This is a genomic window from Kribbella sp. NPDC020701 (assembly GCF_055562215.1).
This window is the reverse complement of sequence record NZ_JBVHFT010000013.1, coordinates 200,370-220,277: the sequence shown is the minus strand read 5'-3', so window position 1 is coordinate 220,277 and position 19,908 is coordinate 200,370. Positions and strand designations below refer to the sequence as shown.

Annotated in this window: 23 protein-coding genes; 5 read left to right on the top strand and 18 right to left on the bottom strand. The window is 68.7% G+C overall.

The genetic code is table 11. The features are described from left to right. Positions 1-389 precede the first annotated feature (389 nt). The 10 genes from ACZ3HV_RS29320 to ACZ3HV_RS29275 form a co-directional block, all read right to left on the bottom strand. Positions 390-1,187 (bottom strand): hypothetical protein, encoded by a 798-nt coding sequence (locus ACZ3HV_RS29320; protein ID WP_465688729.1) that lies wholly within the window; start codon positions 1,185-1,187, stop codon positions 390-392. Beyond that, complete coding sequence (locus tag ACZ3HV_RS29315) at positions 1,184-2,047, bottom strand: ATP-binding cassette domain-containing protein (RefSeq protein ID WP_465688727.1); 864 nt, start codon at positions 2,045-2,047, stop codon at positions 1,184-1,186. The genes ACZ3HV_RS29320 and ACZ3HV_RS29315 overlap by 4 nt, the downstream gene beginning before the upstream one ends. Then, positions 2,047-2,409 carry a GntR family transcriptional regulator gene (locus ACZ3HV_RS29310; protein ID WP_465688725.1) on the bottom strand — a complete coding sequence of 121 codons (363 nt, stop codon included), beginning with the start codon at positions 2,407-2,409 and terminating at the stop codon, positions 2,047-2,049. Before ACZ3HV_RS29310 ends, ACZ3HV_RS29315 begins: the two co-directional genes overlap by 1 nt. 95 nt (positions 2,410-2,504) lie before the next feature. After that, a complete protein-coding gene (locus tag ACZ3HV_RS29305) occupies positions 2,505-3,188 on the bottom strand; it encodes a GOLPH3/VPS74 family protein (protein WP_465688723.1) in 684 nt (227 codons plus the stop codon). Further along, positions 3,181-3,390 carry a type II toxin-antitoxin system antitoxin gene (locus tag ACZ3HV_RS29300; RefSeq protein WP_360373046.1) on the bottom strand — a complete coding sequence of 70 codons (210 nt, stop codon included), beginning with the start codon at positions 3,388-3,390 and terminating at the stop codon, positions 3,181-3,183. Before ACZ3HV_RS29300 ends, ACZ3HV_RS29305 begins: the two co-directional genes overlap by 8 nt. Positions 3,391-3,399: 9 nt before the next feature. Continuing rightward, positions 3,400-4,302 (bottom strand): SPFH domain-containing protein, encoded by a 903-nt coding sequence (locus tag ACZ3HV_RS29295; protein ID WP_465688817.1) that lies wholly within the window; start codon positions 4,300-4,302, stop codon positions 3,400-3,402. Between the two features lie 157 nt (positions 4,303-4,459). Continuing rightward, entirely contained in the window at positions 4,460-5,155 is a 696-nt protein-coding gene (locus tag ACZ3HV_RS29290) for an aminotransferase class IV (RefSeq protein ID WP_465688720.1), read from the bottom strand. Continuing rightward, complete coding sequence (gene pabB / locus ACZ3HV_RS29285) at positions 5,152-6,525, bottom strand: aminodeoxychorismate synthase component I (protein WP_465688718.1); 1,374 nt, start codon at positions 6,523-6,525, stop codon at positions 5,152-5,154. Before pabB ends, ACZ3HV_RS29290 begins: the two co-directional genes overlap by 4 nt. 42 nt (positions 6,526-6,567) lie before the next feature. Next, entirely contained in the window at positions 6,568-7,347 is a 780-nt protein-coding gene (locus ACZ3HV_RS29280) for a class I SAM-dependent methyltransferase (protein ID WP_465688717.1), read from the bottom strand. Positions 7,348-7,428: 81 nt separating this feature from the next. Beyond that, positions 7,429-8,142 carry a metal-dependent transcriptional regulator gene (locus tag ACZ3HV_RS29275; RefSeq protein WP_465688715.1) on the bottom strand — a complete coding sequence of 238 codons (714 nt, stop codon included), beginning with the start codon at positions 8,140-8,142 and terminating at the stop codon, positions 7,429-7,431. A 51-nt stretch (positions 8,143-8,193) separates the two neighbouring features. Between ACZ3HV_RS29275 and ACZ3HV_RS29270 the strand changes: the two genes are divergently transcribed. Next, the gene (locus ACZ3HV_RS29270; RefSeq protein WP_465688713.1) at positions 8,194-9,510 is read left to right on the top strand and encodes a cryptochrome/photolyase family protein; all 1,317 of its coding nucleotides are present in this window, start codon (positions 8,194-8,196) and stop codon (positions 9,508-9,510) included. Between the two features lie 74 nt (positions 9,511-9,584). Then, positions 9,585-9,977 (top strand): GntR family transcriptional regulator, encoded by a 393-nt coding sequence (locus ACZ3HV_RS29265; RefSeq protein WP_465688711.1) that lies wholly within the window; start codon positions 9,585-9,587, stop codon positions 9,975-9,977. Positions 9,978-10,015: 38 nt separating this feature from the next. On the opposite strand, the gene ACZ3HV_RS29260 is transcribed toward ACZ3HV_RS29265, so the two are convergent. Beyond that, the gene (locus ACZ3HV_RS29260) at positions 10,016-11,197 is read right to left on the bottom strand and encodes an RNA-guided endonuclease InsQ/TnpB family protein (protein WP_465688709.1); all 1,182 of its coding nucleotides are present in this window, start codon (positions 11,195-11,197) and stop codon (positions 10,016-10,018) included. Between the two features lie 47 nt (positions 11,198-11,244). Here ACZ3HV_RS29260 and ACZ3HV_RS29255 point away from each other — a divergent pair, with 47 nt between their 5' ends. Continuing rightward, entirely contained in the window at positions 11,245-12,174 is a 930-nt protein-coding gene (locus tag ACZ3HV_RS29255) for an ABC transporter ATP-binding protein (protein ID WP_465688707.1), read from the top strand. Beyond that, a complete protein-coding gene (locus tag ACZ3HV_RS29250; RefSeq protein ID WP_465688705.1) occupies positions 12,171-13,223 on the top strand; it encodes an ABC transporter permease in 1,053 nt (350 codons plus the stop codon). Before ACZ3HV_RS29255 ends, ACZ3HV_RS29250 begins: the two co-directional genes overlap by 4 nt. Here the strand turns inward: ACZ3HV_RS29250 and ACZ3HV_RS29245 are convergent. The 3 genes from ACZ3HV_RS29245 to ACZ3HV_RS29235 all read right to left on the bottom strand — a co-directional run bounded on the left by ACZ3HV_RS29245 (position 13,189) and on the right by ACZ3HV_RS29235 (position 15,616). Further along, complete coding sequence (locus ACZ3HV_RS29245; RefSeq protein WP_465688703.1) at positions 13,189-14,442, bottom strand: APC family permease; 1,254 nt, start codon at positions 14,440-14,442, stop codon at positions 13,189-13,191. The genes ACZ3HV_RS29250 and ACZ3HV_RS29245 overlap by 35 nt on opposite strands. A gap of 18 nt (positions 14,443-14,460) precedes the next feature. Continuing rightward, positions 14,461-14,985, bottom strand: a complete 525-nt coding sequence (locus tag ACZ3HV_RS29240; protein WP_360373011.1) for a hypothetical protein — start codon at positions 14,983-14,985, stop codon at positions 14,461-14,463. Between the two features lie 73 nt (positions 14,986-15,058). After that, complete coding sequence (locus ACZ3HV_RS29235; RefSeq protein ID WP_465688700.1) at positions 15,059-15,616, bottom strand: TetR/AcrR family transcriptional regulator; 558 nt, start codon at positions 15,614-15,616, stop codon at positions 15,059-15,061. A gap of 86 nt (positions 15,617-15,702) precedes the next feature. Here ACZ3HV_RS29235 and ACZ3HV_RS29230 point away from each other — a divergent pair, with 86 nt between their 5' ends. Then, positions 15,703-15,960, top strand: coding sequence for a hypothetical protein (locus ACZ3HV_RS29230; RefSeq protein ID WP_465688698.1), 258 nt, complete (start codon positions 15,703-15,705; stop codon positions 15,958-15,960). Positions 15,961-15,970: 10 nt separating this feature from the next. Here ACZ3HV_RS29230 and ACZ3HV_RS29225 read toward each other — a convergent pair whose 3' ends face one another. From ACZ3HV_RS29225 to ACZ3HV_RS29210, 4 genes are read right to left on the bottom strand one after another with little or no spacing between them, the layout of a single operon-like run. Then, positions 15,971-16,807: a class II fructose-bisphosphate aldolase gene (locus tag ACZ3HV_RS29225; RefSeq protein ID WP_465688696.1), complete on the bottom strand. Its 837-nt coding sequence runs from the start codon at positions 16,805-16,807 to the stop codon at positions 15,971-15,973. Between the two features lie 9 nt (positions 16,808-16,816). Further along, positions 16,817-17,731, bottom strand: coding sequence for a 1-phosphofructokinase family hexose kinase (locus ACZ3HV_RS29220; protein WP_465688694.1), 915 nt, complete (start codon positions 17,729-17,731; stop codon positions 16,817-16,819). Continuing rightward, positions 17,719-18,849 (bottom strand): N-acetylglucosamine-6-phosphate deacetylase, encoded by a 1,131-nt coding sequence (gene nagA / locus ACZ3HV_RS29215; RefSeq protein ID WP_465688692.1) that lies wholly within the window; start codon positions 18,847-18,849, stop codon positions 17,719-17,721. Before nagA ends, ACZ3HV_RS29220 begins: the two co-directional genes overlap by 13 nt. Next, entirely contained in the window at positions 18,846-19,796 is a 951-nt protein-coding gene (locus tag ACZ3HV_RS29210) for an ROK family protein (RefSeq protein WP_465688690.1), read from the bottom strand. Before ACZ3HV_RS29210 ends, nagA begins: the two co-directional genes overlap by 4 nt. Between the last annotated feature and the right edge of the window lie 112 nt (positions 19,797-19,908).

Genomic DNA, 19,908 nt, shown 5'->3' with positions numbered 1-19,908 from the left:
GGACACAAGTGCCGGGTGCCGACGTGAGGCGGGCCCCTCCGAGTATGAGTCGGAGGGGCCCGCACTAGCTGAAGGAAGGTGACGTCTCCAGCTTCCCGAAACGGGTCCGTAGGCGCCGGCAGACCCCGTCACCGGTCTACCTCGGTGGGGATCCCCACCGCTAGGGGCCTCGGTATCCGCTCGACCCGCCCTCCCTTTTTCAGAAGTAGCGTGTCGATATTTCTACCGCCGAGGGCCACGGTCGCACAAGCCCTTCCTGCCAACAGTTTCCGCCACTTCGCGACCTCGCGCGCGTCGTCCACAGTGACCGCGCAACCATCCACAGAAATGGCCTGACTTATACACACCCCCTGTGTATAAGTCGGCCCGTTGTCAGTTCAGTCAAGCGTTCATCCTTTGGCTGGTTTCAGTGCCATCGGTCGCAGTACGAGATAGCCGGCGTACAGACCGAGAGCGCTGACCACGAGAACGGAAGGCACGGCGACGGCCAGTGGTGGACGGTTATAGCCGAGGCCGTTCAGGACGTCGGCGAGCCACTGCGCGACGAGCAGGAACTCGGCGGCGACGGCCGGGATCACGGACAGCGGCAGCAGCAGCACGCCACGCCAGAATCCGAACCGGACGAACGTGATGCCGAGCAACCAGCCGGCCACCTCGTGCGACAGGATCAGCAGGAAGAACTCCGCGAAGATCAGACCCACCTGCGAGGTCTTGGTGAACAGGTGCGGGTTGGCGAAGGTCTGTGTCCAGCCCTGCCAGCTGTAGATCACATTCTCGACCTGGTAGACCAGCACCCACAGCAGCGCGGTCGCCGCCGCGGCGCCGGTCAGATAGATGCTCGCGGCAACGGACATCATCCGCCGGGTGATGCCCTGGGCGACCAGCAGGGAGAGGAATGCCGGAGTGACCGTGATGCCGATCGCCATCGAGAAGTACTTCGGCGACTGGGTGCCGTAATCCCAGGTGCTGTGGTCGATCCCGCCGGTCACAGCCTTCACCGCGATGCCGACGACGAGGAACCCGACCAGCATCACGAGCCAATAGCCGACCAGCATCGGCCGCAGGCCGATCACCAGCGCAAGCACGATCCGCCGCAACCGCTGCCCGGACGTCACGCCACGCGGCAAGGTCGCCGAAGCGCTCGCCCGTGACACCTGCTCGGTCCTGTCGTCAACAGCGGTGCTCATCCACGTCCTCGCTTCGCTCCGGGCGCGGATGAGACACGATGCGCGCGGTGCTTTCTGATGAACTCGCTGCGCTCGTTCATGAAGACGCTCCCTTCGTCGAGGCGGTCAGGTGGACGAAGAGTTCCTGCAGGCCGACCGGCGGCCGGGCCGACGATCGAGACACCGCGGCCGCGCAGCGCGTCCACCGGGGACTGGGTGACCAGGCGTCCGTTGTCGAGGATGACGATCTCCTCGAGCAGTGTGCTGACTTCGCTGACCAGATGGGTGGACAACACGATCGTGCGCGGCACCTCGGTGTAGTCGGCGAGCAGCGCGTCGTAGAAGAGATTGCGGGACGGGACATCCATACCCAGGTAGCTCTCGTCGAAGATCGTCAACGGCGCCCGGCCGGCGAGACCGAGCACGACCCCGAGCGCGGATTTCTTACCACGAGACAGCTTCTGGATCTTCTTGTTCAACGGGATCTCGAAGCGGTCCAGCAGATCACCGGCCACATCCTCGTCCCAGTACCGGCGCAAGCTCGCGGCGAGACCGATCGCATGCCGGACCGGGGCCTGCTCGACCAGGTCACCGGACTCGCGGATCAGGCAGACCCGGCTCGTCACGACCGCGTTCTCGTACGGCTCCTGCGCCGTACCGAGGTCGCCGCCCTCGATCAGTACCCGACCCTCGTCCGGCCGCCGAAAGCCCGCCAGAACCGCCGCCAGGGTGCTCTTACCGGACCCGTTGCGGCCGAGCAGGCCGTGGATCTTGCCCGGCGCCAGCCGCAGGTCGAGCCGGTCGAGCGCCGGCACCCCCGCGAACCGGACCGACAGGTTCTCGGTGTGGACTGTCAGGGCGTTTTCTTCCAGGGTCCTCATCACGAGTCTCCGTAGGTGCGGATGTGCTGGATGACGTCCTTGAGGGGTACGCCGATCGCCTTGGCTTCCCGGATCATCGGGTCGACCACATCGGCGATGAACGAGTCCCGCCGGCCGGCGCGGAGCAAGTCACGGGCATTCGGGCTGACGAACATCCCGATCCCGCGCTTCTTGTACAGCACGCCCTCGTCGACCAGTTGCGCGAACCCCTTGGCCGCGGTCGCCGGGTTGATCCGGTAGAAGGCGGCGTACTGGTTCGTCGACATCACCTGCTCGTCCTCGGCGAGCGCGCCGGTGACGATGTCGTTCTTGATCTGCTCCGCGATCTGCAGGTAGATCGGACTCCGGTCGTCGAACACCACGCCACCCCCTCACCGGTTCCTTGGTTAGCTACTTGAGTAACGAACCATAGCACCCGGCGGTGTCAGGCCGTCTAGCCGCCGGCCGAGTACTGGGACTACTGGAGGGACTTCTTCAGCGCGGGCACGGTTGGCCCGACGCGGACGGCGAGCTGGGCCAGGCGGTCCTTGTGACGAGTGCGCTGATCCTTGGTGACGACCGTGCGGAAGTCCGCGGTCGACGCGAGTACGACGACCGCCGCGTCGCGCAGGTCCACCCGGGAGACCAGCCGGGACGGCCGGAGAGTGTCACGTACGCTCTGCAGGATCTGGCGCCGTACGAGCGGTTGCCGCAGGGTGATGCGGTCGGCGGGGATCAGGCCGAGGATCCGGTGCGGCTCGACCCTGATCAGGTGCGCGCGCTCGAGGTCGTCGCGGACCGCGCGGATGATCGCGCGCGGCCGCCGATCGATCCAGCGCCGCCACTTGCGCGGACCGACGGCGCGGATGTCCTCGAGGACACCGGCCAGCACCGGATCGTACGGCGCGGGCGCCATCGTCAGCCGGGCCCGGCCGTTGTCATCGGCAAGGTTTCCGGTCAGTTGCAGGTCGGTCAGCGCCGCGGCCCGCAGGACCTTCCCGAGCTTCGAGCGAGCCGTCAGCCGGCCGCGCTGCGGATCGTAGGCGAGCAGGAAAAGCCTTGCAAGCAAGGCGTCCGGGGCCTTCACGTTGCCGAGCGCAACAGCCTTCCGGCGTCGGGGCGCCGACGGCCTCCGGAGCGGGGTCACCACTGTCTTACTCATCGTCTTCCTCCTTGGCCGGTCGGCCCGGGCGACGCATCTTACCGACTCCGGTGGGCAGCCGGCCCGCCTCGGCCAGCGCCCGCCGGAGCAGGAACTCGATCTGAGCGTTGGTGCTGCGCAGGTCGTCGGCCGCCCACCGGGCCAGCGCGTCGTGCACCACGGGATCCAGCCGGAGCAGGATCTTCTTGCGTTCGACGGCCACGACAGCCGCTCACTGATAGAGGGAGCCGGCGTTGACCACCGGCTGGGCGTCTCGATCGCCGCACAGCACGACCAGCAGGTTGCTCACCATGGTCGCCTTGCGCTCCTCGTCGAGCTCGACGACCTCGTGCTCGGACAGCCGGTCCAGCGCGAGCTCGACCATGCCGACCGCACCCTCGACGATCCGCTGCCGGGCCGCCACCACCGCACCGGCCTGCTGACGACGCAGCATCGCCTGGGCGATCTCAGGGGCGTAGGCGAGGTGCGTGATGCGCGACTCGATCACGTGTACGCCGGCCGCCTGTACCCGGGCCGCGATCTCGGCGGACAAGGTCTCGGTGATCTCGTCGGTGCTGTCCCGTAGCGACAGGCCGCCGTCGTCGGTGTGGACGTCGTACGGATAGCTGTTCGCGATGTGCCGGACCGCGGTCTCGGTCTGGATCGCCACGAACTCGACGAAGTCGTCGACCTCGAACATCGCCTGCGCGGTGTCCTCGACCTGCCAGACCACCACCGCGGCGATCTCGATCGGGTTGCCGTCGGCATCGTTGACCTTGGCAACGGCCGTCTCGTGGTTGCGGATCCGGGTCGAGACTTCCCGGCGGGTGGAGATCGGGTTGACCCAGCGAAGACCGTCGGTCCGGATCGTCCCGGCGTACCGCCCGAGGATCTGCAACACCCGCGCCCGCCCCGGCGAGACCGGAGTCAGCCCGGCCGCGACGATCACCCCGACGACGAACAGGACGCTCCCCAGCGCGATCATCCCGCCCTCCCCGTGCGCGACGCCGACGCTGAACTGCACCACGCCCGCCACCAGCAACACGAACGCCACCAGCGCCACCGGCCACCCGTTGACCTGCCAAGCCACCCGCTCAGTCACCTTCGGCTTCGGCATCTCCACCGCAACATCCATCTCCACCGTCACCACTCCCTTTCGCTATCCCCAAGCTATCAAACTGATATCACTTTAACAAGCCGAAGCTGCCGGCACCCGGCCGAGTCAAGCGGCGTACGGCGCACGCCGGGCTCGGGGGGTAGCGGGGACGGGGCGAGGTGTATGGGCGGGGGTCTTAGAGGGGGGTGGCCAGGGAATCCAGGTGGGATTGCCAGGGGGTGGAGTGGGAGTTGGGGAGGGGGTCTATGGGGGAGTCGGACCAGGCGTGGATGGGGCGGATGCCGTGGAGGGCGTTGACGAGCCAGGCCTCGGTGGTGGATTGGAGGTCGGTGGGGGTGATGGCGTGCTCGACGACGGGTACGCCTTGGGTGGTGGCGATGCGGCGGAGGAGTTGGGCGGTGACGGACGGGAGGAGGGGGCGGTCGGAGGGCGGGAAGCAGAGGGTGTCGTCTTCCCACCAGGCGAGGGCCGAGTACGCCGCCTCGAGCACGGTGCCGTCGTGGTCGAGGAGGAGGATCTCGTCCGCGCGATGGGGAGCGGATTCCTTCAGCTTCCCGAGGAGCTCGAGATCGGGACCCTTCACCCGCGGTGCCGTCCGTGGATCCGGCCCGTCGTGGACGGCGACGCGGACGCGCCCGCCGATCGGAGGCGCCGGCCGGAGCTGGACCGCCAGCTCGCCGGACATCCGCAGCTCGAACCGCGGGAACCATCGGCCGAACCCGGGCAACCGCCCGGCCTGGTCGTCCCAGAACGCCTCGGCGGACACCCCGACTGCCGCACACGACCGTACGAACCGCTCCCGGTGCAGCTCGATCCCACGGACCTTCCCGCCCGCCACCAGAAACGAATCCGCCACCTGCAACTCACTCATTTCCCCCACCCTTCGGCCGCGGCGGTTGCGCCTACGGCTGCTGTTGCCTTTAGCACCATTTCGTCGTACTCCGCGACCGGCTCGGAGTCGAGCACGATCGCACCCCCCGCTCCGATCATGGTCTCGTCCGGCGTGAGGACCGCCGTCCGGATCACCACGCTGAGGTCCGCGCGTCCGTCCACGGTCAGGTAGCCGAGCGCGCCCGAGTAGACCCCGCGCGCGCTCCACTCGAGCGAGTCGAGGATCTCCATCGTGCGGATCTTCGGCGCGCCCGTCATCGACCCCGGCGGGAAGCACGCGCGGACCGCGTCGACCGCGGATACCCCGGACCGCAGCCGGCCGCGGACCGTGGTGACCAGCTGATGCACGGTCCGGTAGGTCTCGACCTCCATCAGCTGCGGAACGTGCACCGTGCCCGGTTCACTCACCCGGCCGAGGTCGTTGCGGATCAGGTCGACGATCATCAGGTTCTCGGCCCGGGTCTTCTCGTCCTCGGCCAGCGCCTTCGCGGCCAACTGATCCTGCGCCGGGTCCGGCTCGCGCGGCGCAGTCCCCTTGATCGGCCGGCACTCGGCCCACCCGTCCCCGTCAACGGTGAGGAACCGCTCCGGCGACGAGCTCGCCACCGCGAGATCGCCGTACCGCAAGAAGGCGGCGTACGGCGCTGGGTTCGTGGCCCGCTGCCAGCGGAAGAACTCGAACGGGTCGGGCACCGCCGGCAGCCGGACCCGGTTCGTCAGGCAGACCTCGTACGTCTCGCCCGCCTCGAGCTCGGCGATGCACGCGGCGATGCCGGCCAGGTACGTCGACCGGTCCTGCTCCAGATGCGCTTCGAGATCGAGTTTCGCGATCGCCGGAATCTCGACGCTGCCCATCCACCAGTCGGACGCGGCCAGCTCGGCGCGCTCGAGCCAGTCCTCACCCGCGCCGGGTTCGTCCACCGCGACGAGGTAGGTGAGGTCGTTGTCGTGATCGATGACGACGAACCGGTTCGCCCAGATCCACAGCGCGTCCGGCGCCGGCGACTCGTGCGCCGCCACTCCCCCGGTCAACGCCTTCAACTCGTACCCGAAGTACCCGACATAGCCACCGCTGAACAGCCCGTCCAGCTCAGCCGGTACGTCGGCCACCCGCGCACCCAGCAACCCGTTCAACTCGGCGAACACGTCACCGTCGGAGACCTCCCGTACGACGACCTCCGCCTGCGGACCCAGCGTCGTACCGAGGACGGAGACGCGGCGGATCGCCCGGTCCGTCAGGCTGCCGTCGAGCCAGAACGCGACCGGTTCACCGGCCAGCAGCTCGCGGTAGACCGTCTCACCGTCGAGCGCCCGGTCGACCGTCCGGACGGACCAGCTCAGCGCACCCACAGGCACACGGTACAGACCGTGGAGGCTGGTGCCACCCAGTGATCAGGAACCAGTCAGAGCGAGCTTGGTGCGCATCGCGGTGATCCGGCGGATCGGGATCGCGACCTCGAGGCCGTCCTTGGACTCGGCCCGGTCCGCGAGCCACCCGGCGGCGGTGTTCCGGCGGACGTCCGGCGTACCGGGAAGGTAGAGCGCGTTGACCAGCCGGCAGGCGTCGTCGCGGCTGTGGATCGTGTACACGTACCGCTCCCGCTGGCTCTCCATCACGTCGAAACCGGCGTGGTGCAGCTGGTCCTTGAGCTCGGTGATCTCGCCACCGGCCGGGAACTGCGGGGTCGACCGCAGCCGCGTGGTCAGCCCGCTCAGCGTGCGGATGTCACCGCGTCGCAGCGGTCGCACGGCCGGCACGATCGCAGCCAGTACGCCGCCTCGCCGCAGCACCCTGGCCGCCTCAGCAAGTACGTCGGGCAGTGGCTGCAGCACCATCAGGCCCATCGAGCAGGTGACGACGTCGAAGACCTCGTTGGCGAACGGCAGGTGCAGCGCGTCCGCCTGAACCTTCGGCCCCGGCGCACCGGCCAGCTGAGCCTGGTTGTTGTCGACACCCACGACCCACCGGCCGTGCAGCTCGCGGGAGACCGGGCCGTTGCCGCATGCGAGGTCGAGGACCCGGCGGGCCTCCCCCGAGACAGCACGGGTCAGCCAGCGGTACGGCGTATGGTCGCCTGCCACCGCCCTGGACAGCAGGGCTTCGGTGCTGCCCGGAGCCGCGGTGTGGAACTCCCGCAGATACTCCGGCCAGTCGATCGCGTTCTCAGACATTGCGGTCAGACGCTACCTGGTGCACACACGCCGTACAGCATCGAGCGCTCTCCGTACGAGGTCTTAATGGAAGCTTGAACGTCAGACCCGGCTCACGAAGATGTGCCCGGCCGTCTCGTCACTGATCACGCCGCCGGCCTCGCGGCTACCCACCAGCACGCCCTCGGCGTCCAGCGTCGAGTCGACCTCGCGGCCCGGCAGCGCACCGGCCTTGCGCAGCACCGCCATCGCGCCGTCGTCGCTCTGCACCGGTTCGGCGATCCGGCGGACCAGCACCCGGACGCTCTCCCCGGTGGCCTGGTCGAGCACCTGGTCCAGCGCCTCGACGCCGATCCGGAAGTCCTCGGTCGCACTCGCGTGGCCGTCGTTCTGCAGCTCCTCCAGGCCCGGGATCGGGTTTCCGTACGGCGACTCGGTCGGGTTGCCGAGGATCTTGAGCAGCCGCAGCTCGACGGCGTCACTCATCACGTGCTCCCAGCGGCAGGCCTCCGCGTGCACGTCCTCCCACTCCAGCCCGATCACGTCGACCAGCAGCCGCTCGGCCAGCCGGTGCTTGCGCATCACCCGGGTCGCCTGCTTGCGGCCGACATCGGTGAGCTCGAGGTGCCGGTCGCCTTCCACCTTGATCAAGCCGTCGCGTTCCATCCGGGCGACCGTCTGGCTGACCGTCGGCCCGGACTGGTGCAGCCGCTCGGCAATACGAGCGCGCAGCGGGAGGATGCCTTCTTCTTCCAGCTCGTACACGGTCCGCAAGTACATCTCGGTGGTATCGATCAGCTCGCTCACGACAACCATTCTCACCTATGCAGGCAAGCCTTACCCAATCGCCGTGGGTACAGGCGGAGGATGCGACCCGTGACAGCGATGATGTGGTTTCGACGGGATCTCCGACTGGCCGACAACCCAGCGCTGCTCGACGCGGTCGCTGCGGGTGACGGGCGGGTGGTCGGGGTCTTCGTGCTGGACCCTTTGTTATGGGACCGATCCGGCACTCCACGTCGCGAGCACCTCGCCGCCTCGCTGCACCGCTTGTCCACGTCCATGGGCGGGAGGCTCGTCGTACGGCGGGGTGATCCGGCGGACGTGATCCCGGCTGTCGCCGAGGAGGTCGGGGCGAGCAGCGTGCATGTCAGCGCTGATCACGGTCCTTATGGTCAGCGCCGGGACGGAGAAGTTGAAGCTTCATTGAAGTGTCCGCTGGTGGCGACGGGCTCGCCGTACGCGATCGCGCCCGGGCGGATCCTCAACCAGCAAGGCCGGCCCTATCAGGTGTTCACGCCGTACTTCCGGGCGTGGCTCGAGCACGGCTGGCGGAAGCCCGTCGACGCACCGGCCGACGTTGACTGGGTCAAGGCCGACAGCGAGGACCTGCCGGAGGGTAGTGCGGACGGCGCCGGTGAGCAGGCTGCGCTCAAGCACTGGCGCGCGTACCTCGACGACGTCGCCGGGTACGACGATGAGCGGGATCGACCCGATCTCGACAGCACGTCGCGGATGTCGATTCCACTCAAGTACGGCGAGATCCACCCGCGGACGATGCTGGCCGACCTGGCTCGCAAGCGCAGCGCCGGCGCGGAGGCCTATCGCCGCGAGCTGGCGTGGCGGGAGTTCTGCGCGGATCTGCTCGCGCGCAATCCGCATGCGGCCTGGAAGCCGCTGCGACCGGAGTTCGAGCGGATGCGGTACGACGAACCCGGGGAATTGTTCGACGCCTGGCGCGAAGGCCGGACAGGGTTCCCGCTGGTCGACGCCGGGATGCGACAGCTTGCCGAGACCGGGTTCATGCACAACCGGGTGCGGATGGTGGTGGCGTCGTTCCTGGTCAAGGACCTCCATGTGCACTGGAAGTTCGGCGCGCGCTGGTTCATGCAGTCCCTGCGTGACGGCGACCTGGCCTCGAACTCGCTGAACTGGCAGTGGGTGGCCGGCTGCGGCGCGGACGCCTCGCCGTACTTCCGGATCTTCAACCCGGTCGGGCAGGGCGTGAAGTTCGACCCCGACGGCTCCTACGTCCGCCGTTGGGTGTCCGAACTGCGGCACCTCGACGGCAAGGCCGCCCACGAACCCTGGAAACACGGCGGCGCCGACGGCTACCCGGATCCGGTGGTCGACCATGCCGAGGCCCGCCGCGAGGCCCTCCGCCGGTACGACGCCATCCGCTGATCCCATCGCGACTCTTGACCCAACCTTGTCCCATACCTCTATAGTGCTAGGTAACTAGATGAATGGGGTTACGGATGATCGAGTTCCATCTGGACGGGCGGTCGGGGGTCTCGCCGTACCAGCAGATCGTTCAGCAGGTCCGGAACGCGTTGCGGCTCGGTCTGCTCCGGGAGGGGGACCAGCTGCCGACGGTGAAGGACGTCGTCGCCGCGCTGGCGATCAACCCGAACACGGTGCTCAAGGCGTATCGCGAGCTCGAGCACGAAGGCCTGGTGCAGGCCCGGCCGGGGCGCGGCACGTTCGTCACCCGCACCCTGACCGACAACTCGCTGGCCGCGCACGGCCCCCTGCGGCAGGACCTCCGCCGCTGGCTGGCCAAGGCCCGCAAAGCCGGCCTCGACGACGAGAGCATCGAGGCGTTGTTCCTGACAACCTTTCGGACCGCCTCTGAGGAGGACATAGCTTGACGTCCTCCCCGCCCACCAGGACAGGGATTCCAACCCATCTACGCGGAGGTAGTCAGTTGAGGTTCGCGCTTCAATGCCGACAGAGTTGCAACGGCTCCACGCGCGGTCACGGCACGCCCTGCCGCGATGTTGATGGCTGCATTCACATCGGCGTTCGCGGTGTACCCACAGGACCGGCACAGGAAGACGGCTTGGCTCTCGCGCGCCTCCTTGTCCGTGGTCCGGCAGCGCGAGCACGTCCGCGATGTATTCGCCGCCGGCACCTTCTCGACCCGACCGGCAGCCTTGTCCTCCAATCGCTGGACCAGTCGCCCCCAGCCGCTGGAGAGAATGCCGCGGTTGAGTCCGGCCTTCTGCCGAACATTCCTCCCTGGGACGGCAGCCGTCCCCTTGGCCGAGCGAGTCATGGTCCGGATGTTCAGATCCTCGACCCGGATCACGTCGAACCGACGCGCAAGCGCGGTGGAGGTCTGCTCGACCCAATCCCTGCGCCGATCCGTTTCCCGGGCCTTCAGCTTGGCGATCGCCGTCCTGATCCGGACGCGCCGGTTCGATCCGCGTTGAGCACGTGCGAAACCGCGCTGCAACCGGAGCAAACGAGTCTTCTCACGGCTGGTGAGTCCGGGGCACGACAGGAACTCCCCCGTCGACAAGGCAGCGGACACGACCACGCCTCGATCCACGCCGACAATCTCCCCGGTGCCGGGCGGCGGGATCGGCTCCGGGGCCACAGCGAACGCGAGATGCCACCTGCCTGCGCTGTCGCGGGTCACCCGGTACGACTTCGCCTCGGGCAAGTGGCGGGACAGCCGGAACTTGATCCAGCCGACCTTCGGAACGAGGACCTGTCCCCACTTCCGCGACAATCGTTCGACCCGAGACGCCTGACGACCGACGATTCGGAACCCTTCGTGCCGACCGGCCTTGCGCCAGGTCGGTCGCCGGTGAGTGCCGGCGAAGAACCCGGTCACGGCTTGATCGAAATCCCGCAACGCCTGCTGCTGCACCGTCTGCGACCCAGCGCGCAACCAACCGTTGTCCTCGCGGGCTCCGGTGAGCTGCCGTGCCTGCTCGACGAACCGGGGAGGCTGCGAACGGCGGCCGGTCCGCCACATCGACCACTGCTCGAGCGCAAGGTTCCACACGAACCTGGCGTGTCCGCAATGCTCCAGCAACACCGCAGCTTGAGCAGGCGTTGGAGCGAGGCGGTAACGGGACACGCACAGAAGCCAATCAGACAACACCGACACTTTCCGAAGGGAGGGAGATGGCGTTTCCTCCTCGCTCCGAAGGGCGAGGTTTCCACGCCATCAATCCGATGACCGCGGTGCTGCAAGCCCAGGGGTTGGGGAAGAAGTACGGGCGCCGGTGGGCGTTGACCGACTGCGATTTAGAGGTTCCGGCCGGGCATGTTGTGGGGCTGGTGGGGCCTAACGGGGCCGGTAAGAGCACGTTGCTCAATATGGCTGTTGGGATGCTGACGCCGACTACGGGGTCGGTCAGTGTGCTGGGGGCTCCGGCCGGGACTCAGCAGGCCAAGGTCGGGTACGTCGCTCAGGACACGCCGACATATCAGCGGTTGAGCGTCGCGGATCACCTGAGACTCGGCGCGCGACTCAACCCGGGGTGGGACGAATCCCTTGCTCAGCAACGGATTCAGCACCTCCAGCTCGACCCGAAGCAGCGCGCCGGCAAGCTGTCCGGGGGCCAGCGGGCGCAGCTCGCGCTCACCCTCGGCCTGGCCAAACGTCCCGACCTGCTGGTCCTCGACGAGCCGGTCGCCCCGCTCGATCCGTTGGCCCGCCGGGAGTTCCTGCAGGACCTCATGGCGGCGGTCGCCGAGCAGGAGTTGAGTGTCGTCCTGTCCTCGCACCTCGTCTCCGATGTCGAGCGATCCTGTGACTACCTGATCGTGCTGGTCGGTTCGCGGGTCCAGGTGAGCGGGGAGATCGACACGTTGCTCGCGACGCACTTCCGGCTGATCGGACCGCGGCGCGATCCGAAGGACCTGCCACAGGACCAGCACGTGGTGACCGCGAGCCACACCGACCGGCAGTCGACGTACCTGATCCGGACGGACCGGCCGATCCTCGATCCGGCCTGGAACGTCACCCAACTCACGCTCGAGGACCTGGTGCTGGCCTACATGGGCCGCGACGTCCAGCCCGAGCGTCCGGTCCTGGAGGTGCAGCGATGATCTGGCTGACCTGGCGGCAGTTCCGCGTCCAGTTCCTGGTGGTCGCGGCGGCGATCGTCGCGGCCGCGATCGTCCTCGCGGTGACCGGCCCGAACCTGCTCGACGACTACCACCGCCTCACCGACGACTTCATCAAGAACCTCGGCTTCGAGCGCCTCAACCCGCTGCTCTACATCGTCGGCCAGGTGATGCTGTACGCCGTACCGCCGGTGATCGGCGCGTTCTGGGGCGCACCACTGATCGCCCGCGAACTGGAGACCGGCACCCACCGGCTGGTCTGGAGCCAGAGCATCTCGCGCCGCCGCTGGCTCGCCACCAAGATGGGGATCACCGGGCTGTCCGCGATCGCGATCACCGGCGTGCTGAGCCTCGCGGTGACCTGGTGGTCCGACCCGATCGACGACGCGATCAACGCCGGCCAGGACTCGAACACCTACCTGCCCCGGATGTTCCCACCGATCTTCAGCGCCCGCGGCCTGGTCCCGATCGGGTACGCCGCCTTCGCGTTCGCCCTCGGCGTCGCGATCGGCCTCGTCATCCGTCGAACCCTGGTCGCCCTCGCCGTCACACTGGCCGCGGTGATCCTGGTGCAGATCCTCACACCGTCGCTCATCCGGCCCCATCTGCTCGCACCGACGGACCAGTACATCGTCGCGTCCGCGGAGAACATCCGGGGCTTCATGTTGACGGGCGACACCCAGCCGCCCCAGGTGAAGGCGATCGAAGTGGCGAGCGGATCCGTCGGCGCCTGGAAGCTGTTCGACAAGACCGTGGACAAGAACGGTAAGACTCTGAGCACACTGCCGAGCTGGATGATCGACTGTGAGCCGGGACCGCCGCCAGGTATCGCAACAACACAGCGCGAGACGTCGCCGAAGTCCGCCGCATGCTTCCAACGATTTGCCGACGAAGGCTACCGCCAGCACGTCAAGTACTTCACCGCGGACCGGTTCTGGGCGCTGCAGTGGCGGGAGTTCGGGTTGTTCATGCTGTTGGCGTTCGCGCTGACCGGGTTCAGTTTCTGGCGGATCCGCCGCGACCTGTCCTGACCGCTCGTACGATCAGGGCCAGCGCGAGGAGTCCGGCGGCCACCACCGCGGAGGTCCACGGGAGGGTGACCGCGAGGACGACGCAACCGATCAGGCCGATCACGTTGATGGCGCGAGGCCATCGACGTTGATCGGCCGGTTGCGTGAAGGCGGCCGCGTTCGCGATCGCGTAGTACAGCAGAACGCCGAACGACGAGAACCCGATCACTCCTCGCAGGTCGGTGGTCAGCACCAGCACGCCAACGACTACAGCGAGCGCGACCTCGGCGTGATGCGGCACCTGGAACCGCGGATGTACGGCGGCCAGCCACGCAGGGAGATCGTGGTTGCGCGCCATCGCGAGGGTCGTACGGCCGATGCCCGCGATCAGGGCGAGGAGTGCGCCGAGGCTGGCGAGGGCCGCACCCACCCGCACGACCGGTGAAGCCCAGGCGGCGCCGACGGCGTCGACCGCGTCAGCCAGTGGTGCGGTGCTGGTCGCCGGGTCGAGGACCCGGAGGAGTCCCAGGCCAACGGCGAGATAGATGCCGATGGCAATGACCACGGAGATGCTGATCGCCCGCGGGATGGTCCGGGCGGGGTCGCGGACCTCCTCGCCCATCGTCGCGATCCGCGCGTACCCGGCGAACGCGAAGAACAACAGTCCGGCCGCCTGCAGAACGCCGTACGGCGAGGTGCCCGCGAGCGTCGGCAGGTCACGGTGCGGCCCACCGGTGAACAGCAGGACGAGCACCAAGGCAAGGACGGTCAGGGTGCAGACGACGATGATCCTGGTCAGCCGGGCGGTCCTGGTCACGCCGCGGTAGTTGACCGCGGCAAGGCCGACGACCGCTGCCAACGCGACCAGCCTCTGCAGCCATTCGGCTCCCGGCACCGCGTACGTCGCGAACGTCAACGCCATCGCCGCACACGACGCCGTCTTGCCCACCACGAAACACCAGCCGGCGGCGAACCCCCACCACTGTCCCAGCCGCTCACGCCCGTACACATACGTCCCGCCCGAGACGGGATAGACAGCAGCCAGCTGCGCCGACGAGACCGCGTTGCAGTAGGCAACCACTGCCGCGATCACCAGCCCAATCAGCAGCCCGGACCCGGCGGCCTGCGCGGCCGGCACCCACACCGCGAACACCCCGGCACCGACCATCGACCCCAGCCCGATCAGCACCGCGTCGGTCAAGCCGAGCCGCCGAACCAGACCAGGCTGAGGTGAGATCACGGGGCCTCCCGGCCTGAACTAGTCGTCCGCCGCCATCGCCGCAGCGATCTTCCGTTCGGCATCGGCCACGACCTCCTCGGGCGCCTCGGGCAGCAGGTCCGCCCACAGCGGCAGCATCTCCCGCCTGGCCTCGAGCATGCCCAGCGGGCGGGGGAAGAACCACACGTGGAAGTGAGCCGAACCGTCGCCCCAACGATAGACGTGCACCCGCGCGATGTCGCCGAGGGCCAGGATCGCCCGCTCGACCCGGGCGACGACCGGACCGTAGCTCGCGGCGACCTGGTCGGGCAGATCGGCGAAGGAGTCGTGATGGCCCCGGCTGGCCAGCCAGACCACCCCGGGAATCGTGACGCCGGTGGCCCGGCACAGTGCCCAGTTCTCGTCGACCCAGAGCGGCGGCTGGTGCTCGGACTGCTCGTAGCTCGCCAGCCAGTCACACAGTCCGCATGGATCGCCGCCGGGTTCCCCGACCCGCGGCGGCTCGGGGATCACCCGCGGCTGTGGCTCGAGCCGGGTCAACGGTTCGGCGTAGGGAAGAGTCATGGTGGTCCCTCCAGAGACGTGGTTTCCGTCAGTGAAACATGGCCGTTGCAGAAAATGCAACGGTTATGTTGCATCAGAAGGTGACGACGCCCCGCAGCACGAGGTCGAGGGTGAGCCGGCGCACGCGGGACCGGGACCAGTGGTGCCGCCCGCGCATGTGCACGTAGGTGAAGGCAGCCGAGACCATCACCACCTCGGCGACGTCGCTGATCCGGCCGTGCGGATGCAGCGTGCCGTCCGCCTCGCCCTCCCGCAGGAACCGCTCGAACGGATCGATGAACGACACCGGGCCGTTGCGCGCCTGCTCCTGGTGGAAGACCAGGTCGGACGACAGCATCAGCGGCAGATGCCGGTCGATCACGTCGAACAGCGCCTCCAGCGCCCGCACCAGGCCCTCGCGACCGGTGCCGGAACCGGCCAGCACGGGCCACATCGTGTTCCGGTAGTCCTCGGCCAGGGCATCCAGCAGAGAGTCCAGGAGGGCCTCGACGGTCAGCCCCTGGCGCCACAACGTGACCCGGGACCGGCCGACCTTCTCGGCGACCCGCTCCAGCGTCACGCCGGACCAGCCGTGCTCGGAGAGAACGGCGATGGTCGCCGCACGCAGCGTTTCGTCCACCGCCACCGTCATCGCGATCGACTCCTCACGCGCGAGTCTTGTGCAACATGATCGTTGCACTGCACGATGACTGTATCAAGCGCCGAGGAGGACATCGCGTGGACGCCAGGACCGAGATCTCGCTGCGGTTCACCCCGCAGGAGCAGGCCGGACTGACCGCGCTCGCGGCCGGGCTGCGGGCAGTGGTCGAGTCCGACCTCACCGAGGAGGACGCCGTGGTCGCGGCGATGGAGTTCGCGCTGACCCGGCTGATCGACGACTTCGAGGTGCCCGACCCGACGGCACGCGAGCAGGTCCAGCAGGCGCGGGACGCGCTGCGCGCCCACTGGATCCGCGGCAACGCCTCGTTGATGTAGCCGCGGAACCTCAGACCGCCTTGAGAACGCCGAGCAGGCGGGCGACCTCGGCAGCTACCGCTTCGCGAGCCGGCCCCAGGTACTTGCGGGTGTCGACCAGCTTCGGGTTGTCGGCCAGGACTTGCCGGACCTTGTCGGTGAAGACGTTGTTGAGGTGAGTCGCGATGTTGACCTTCGTCATGCCGGCCTCGACGGCTCGGGTGAGGTCGGGGTCGGCGACACCAGAGGAGCCATGCAGGACAAGCGGGACGGCGACCGCCGCGTGGAGTTCGGCGATGAGGCCGAAGTCGAGGGTGGCGGTGCGTTCGGTCATCGCGTGGGACGAGCCGACCGCGACGGCGAGTGCGTCGACGCCGGTGGCCTCCGCGAAGGCGACCGCCTCGTCCGGACGGGTCCGGGCGCCGGGTGCGTGTACGCCGTCCTTGCCGCCGACCTCACCGATCTCGGCCTCGACGAAGACGCCGTGGTCATGGCAGAACGCCGTCACTTCGCTCGTGGCCGCGACGTTGTCGGCGTACTCGAGTTTGGAGGCGTCGTACATCACCGAGGTGAAGCCGAGCGTGACCGCCTCGGTGACCAGGTCGCGGTCCATCGCGTGATCGAGGTGCACGACCACCGGAACCGACGCGGCGGACGCGGCGGCCAGCGTCGCGACACCGATCGGCTTGAGCGCGCCGTGGTACTTCACCGCGTTCTCGCTGATCTGCAGGATGACCGGTGCGCCGGCCTGCTCGGCACCGGCGATCAGCGCGGTCGCGTGCTCCAGCTGGATCACGTTGAACGCACCGACCCCGCGCCGGGCCTTGGCTGCAGCCAGCACCACCTCGGCCCCAGAAACCAACGGCATGGATCCTCCTTAGTTGACCGTGACCTGCGGTTGCCAGCGCCGGTAGGCGGCCAGATCGATGTCGCCGGCCACCGGTGTCAGCACGGCCGCGGCCGACGCGGCGACAGCAGACTTGAGTACGACGGACCAGTCGGGCTCCGGCGATTCCGCGACGGCCGCCGCGACCACCGCCGTACAGGCATCGCCCGCGCCGGTCGGGTTCCCGCTCACCGTCTCGACCGGGAGCGCCCGCCAGACGCCCTTGGTGCTAGCAGCAACCATCCCGCGGGAGCCGTCGGTGATCACGGCCGCGGTCGCGCCGAGCTCGACCAGTTGCCGGGCGCCGTCCTCGACCGTCGTGTCACCGAGCGCGTCCCGCAGCTCGGCCGCGTTGGACCGCACCACCGCACCGGCCCTCGCGGCCGCGGTCAGGCTGTCACCACCCGCGTCGATCACGGTCAGTACGTCGTGATGCCGTGCGCGGACCGCGAGTTCGGCGTACGCGTCGGCCGGCAGCCCTGGCGGGAGGCTCCCCGAGCAGGCCAGCACACCCAGCCGGCTCCACGGCATCCGATCGCCGAACGCGCGCCACTCGTCTGCGCTCACGGTCGGCCCGGCCTCGTTGAAGATCGTCGCGTCCCCGTCGGCACCGTTGACAATGGCAACCGTACGGCGGGTTTCGCCGGCGATCGGGGTCAGCAGCGCGGTGAGCCCGGCGTCGAACAGCTCCTCGGCGACCAGCTCACCGGTGATCCCGCCGACGAAGCCGAAGACCAGCACCTGATGCCCGAGCGTCGCCGCCACTCGCGCGACGTTCACGCCCTTGCCGCCGGCGCGTCGCCGGATGTGCTCGACCCGATGACTCCCACCGACAACGAGATCGTCGACCTCGTAGGTGACGTCCAGCGCGAGGTTGAGAGTGACGGTCCCGATCAGTCCAGCCACGACCCTGCCCGCATCACCTTCTGGACGGCGTACTCGTCGTCCAGCAGCACCATGTCCGCCCGCTTCCCGACCTCGAGCGAGCCCACGTCGTACCAGCCGAAGGTCTGGGCCGGTGTCGTCGACGCCATCCGGGACGCGTCCACCATCGACACCCCGGCCTTGACCGCGTTGCGGTAGGAGACGTCCATGGTCAAGGTGCTGCCGGCAATCGAGTGCGTGCCGTGGGCAAGCGTCACCAGGCCCTCTTTGACGTCGACCTCGAGGCTGCCGAGCCTGTACCGGCCGTCCGGCATCCCGGTGGCTTCCATCGCGTCGGTGATCAGCGCGATCCGGTTTACGCCGGCGGCCGCGAGCGCGACCCGGACCACCTGCGGATCCAGGTGCAGGCCGTCGTTGATCACCTCGAGCAGCAACCGCTCGTCATTGATCGCGGCGCCGACCGGGCCTGGGTCGCGGTGATGGAACGGCCGCATCCCGTTGAACAGGTGGGTCGCCACGGTCGCGCCGGCGTCGGCGCCCGCGATCATCTGCTCGTACGTCGCATCGGTGTGCCCGAGCGCCGCCACAGCGCCCGCGTCGACCACCTGGCGGATCGCCTCCAGGCCGTTCTCCAGCTCCGGCGCGATCGTCACCATCTTGACCGCGTCACTCAGCACCTTCGCCACGTCGTCCTTCAGCGGCGGCCGCAACAAGGTCGGCTCGTGCGCACCACACCGCGCCTCGGACAGGAACGGGCCCTCGAGGTGGACGCCGGCGATCACGCCATCGGTGATCAGCTCGGCCAGGCAGGCCGTCTGGGCGACCAGGTCGTCGAGCGGCGACGTGACCAGGCTGGCGAGGGTGGTCGTCGTACCGTGCTTGGCGTGGAAGGCCGCGACCTTGCGCGCCTCCTCCGGATCGGTGGTCGAGTACGTCGACCCGCCGCCACCGTGGGTGTGGATGTCGACGAACCCCGGCACCACGGTCACGTTGCCGAGATCCTCGGGCCGCTTGCCGTCGGCGGGCATCCCGTCCGAGCGGCGGCCGAACGCACGGATGTCCTCGTCGACCACCTGAATCCAGGCGCCCTCGAGCACATCGTCCGGCGTCACCAACCGGCCTACGCGATATGTCGTCATTCAGAGCTGCCCTTCTCCTCGGCGGCCACCCGGTCCCATGCCATCAGGGCGGCGCCGAGACAGCCAGCGTCCTCACCCAGCACGGCGGCGACGATCTCCGGCTCGCGCTGGAACGTCAGCCGCGCGTGGATCCCGTCGCGCAGTGGCTGCAGCAGCGTCTCGCCCGCTCCGACCAGTCCGCCGCCGATCGCGATCCGCGTCGGCGCGACCAGGGTGGTGTAGAGGACGAGGGCATCGACCAGCACGGCCAGCGCGTCGTCCCAGACCTGAGCGGCATCCGGATCACCGGCCGCGACCAGCTCCAGCACCTCGCGGGCGCCGTCCACGGTCCGTCCGGTGCGAGCGCCGTACCGGCGGGCCAGCGCGGCAGCGGAGGCGACCGTCTCGAGGCAGCCCCACTGACCGCATGCGCACAGCTCGGCCGTGTCACCGTGGATGAACCTGGTATGGCCGAGCTCGCCGGCGTAGCCGTCGCCGCTGACCAGGGAACCGTCGATCACCATCGCCGCAGCGATCCCGGTGCCGAGCGGCAGGAACATCGAGTTCGTGGTGCCGGCCAGGGCGCCCTGGCGGAGCTCGGCGTACCCGCCGGCCCGGACGTCGTGGGCGAGCACGATCGGTACGTCGTTGCCGACGGCGGCGGTGAGCTCGGCCAGGACCGGCGTACCGACCCAGGCCAGGTTCTCGGCGCCGACGGTGCCGGTGGCGGCGTCGATGACACCGGGGACGACGACGCCGATGGCGCGCACCCGGTGGGCGTCGGCGGTCGCCTTCTGGCCGAGCTCGACGACGGTTTCCAGCAAGGCGTCGAGCACGGCGCGGCCCCCGGCCTCCCGGGGAGTGGGCCTGGTCTCGCGGTGCAGCACGGCACCGTCGGCGGCGACCAGGCCGCACTTCATCCGGGTTCCACCGAGATCGACGGCAACCACGACTTCACAGGGGTCCACGGAGCGCCATTATGCAGCGTTACCCGGCAGTCCGAACATCCGTGAGCAATTCTCGGACAACTCCCGCCAGACCACCGGACAGCTCCGAGCAGACCACTGGACCCTCTGGTTC

What these genes read in the sequence shown, in the direction of transcription:
- ACZ3HV_RS29320 (WP_465688729.1), bottom strand. Translation starts at nt 1,187, where the DNA reads ATGAGCACCGCTGTTGACGACAGGACCGAGCAGGTGTCACGGGCGAGC.
- ACZ3HV_RS29315 (WP_465688727.1), bottom strand. Translation starts at nt 2,047, where the DNA reads ATGAGGACCCTGGAAGAAAACGCCCTGACAGTCCACACCGAGAACCTG.
- ACZ3HV_RS29305 (WP_465688723.1), bottom strand. Translation starts at nt 3,188, where the DNA reads ATGAGTAAGACAGTGGTGACCCCGCTCCGGAGGCCGTCGGCGCCCCGA.
- ACZ3HV_RS29295 (WP_465688817.1), bottom strand. Translation starts at nt 4,302, where the DNA reads ATGGATGTTGCGGTGGAGATGCCGAAGCCGAAGGTGACTGAGCGGGTG.
- ACZ3HV_RS29290 (WP_465688720.1), bottom strand. Translation starts at nt 5,155, where the DNA reads ATGAGTGAGTTGCAGGTGGCGGATTCGTTTCTGGTGGCGGGCGGGAAG.
- ACZ3HV_RS29280 (WP_465688717.1), bottom strand. Translation starts at nt 7,347, where the DNA reads ATGTCTGAGAACGCGATCGACTGGCCGGAGTATCTGCGGGAGTTCCAC.
- ACZ3HV_RS29275 (WP_465688715.1), bottom strand. Translation starts at nt 8,142, where the DNA reads ATGGTTGTCGTGAGCGAGCTGATCGATACCACCGAGATGTACTTGCGG.
- ACZ3HV_RS29270 (WP_465688713.1), top strand. Translation starts at nt 8,194, where the DNA reads ATGCGACCCGTGACAGCGATGATGTGGTTTCGACGGGATCTCCGACTG.
- ACZ3HV_RS29265 (WP_465688711.1), top strand. Translation starts at nt 9,585, where the DNA reads ATGATCGAGTTCCATCTGGACGGGCGGTCGGGGGTCTCGCCGTACCAG.
- ACZ3HV_RS29255 (WP_465688707.1), top strand. Translation starts at nt 11,245, where the DNA reads ATGGCGTTTCCTCCTCGCTCCGAAGGGCGAGGTTTCCACGCCATCAAT.
- ACZ3HV_RS29250 (WP_465688705.1), top strand. Translation starts at nt 12,171, where the DNA reads ATGATCTGGCTGACCTGGCGGCAGTTCCGCGTCCAGTTCCTGGTGGTC.
- ACZ3HV_RS29240 (WP_360373011.1), bottom strand. Translation starts at nt 14,985, where the DNA reads ATGACTCTTCCCTACGCCGAACCGTTGACCCGGCTCGAGCCACAGCCG.
- ACZ3HV_RS29235 (WP_465688700.1), bottom strand. Translation starts at nt 15,616, where the DNA reads ATGACGGTGGCGGTGGACGAAACGCTGCGTGCGGCGACCATCGCCGTT.
- ACZ3HV_RS29225 (WP_465688696.1), bottom strand. Translation starts at nt 16,807, where the DNA reads ATGCCGTTGGTTTCTGGGGCCGAGGTGGTGCTGGCTGCAGCCAAGGCC.
- nagA (WP_465688692.1), bottom strand. Translation starts at nt 18,849, where the DNA reads ATGACGACATATCGCGTAGGCCGGTTGGTGACGCCGGACGATGTGCTC.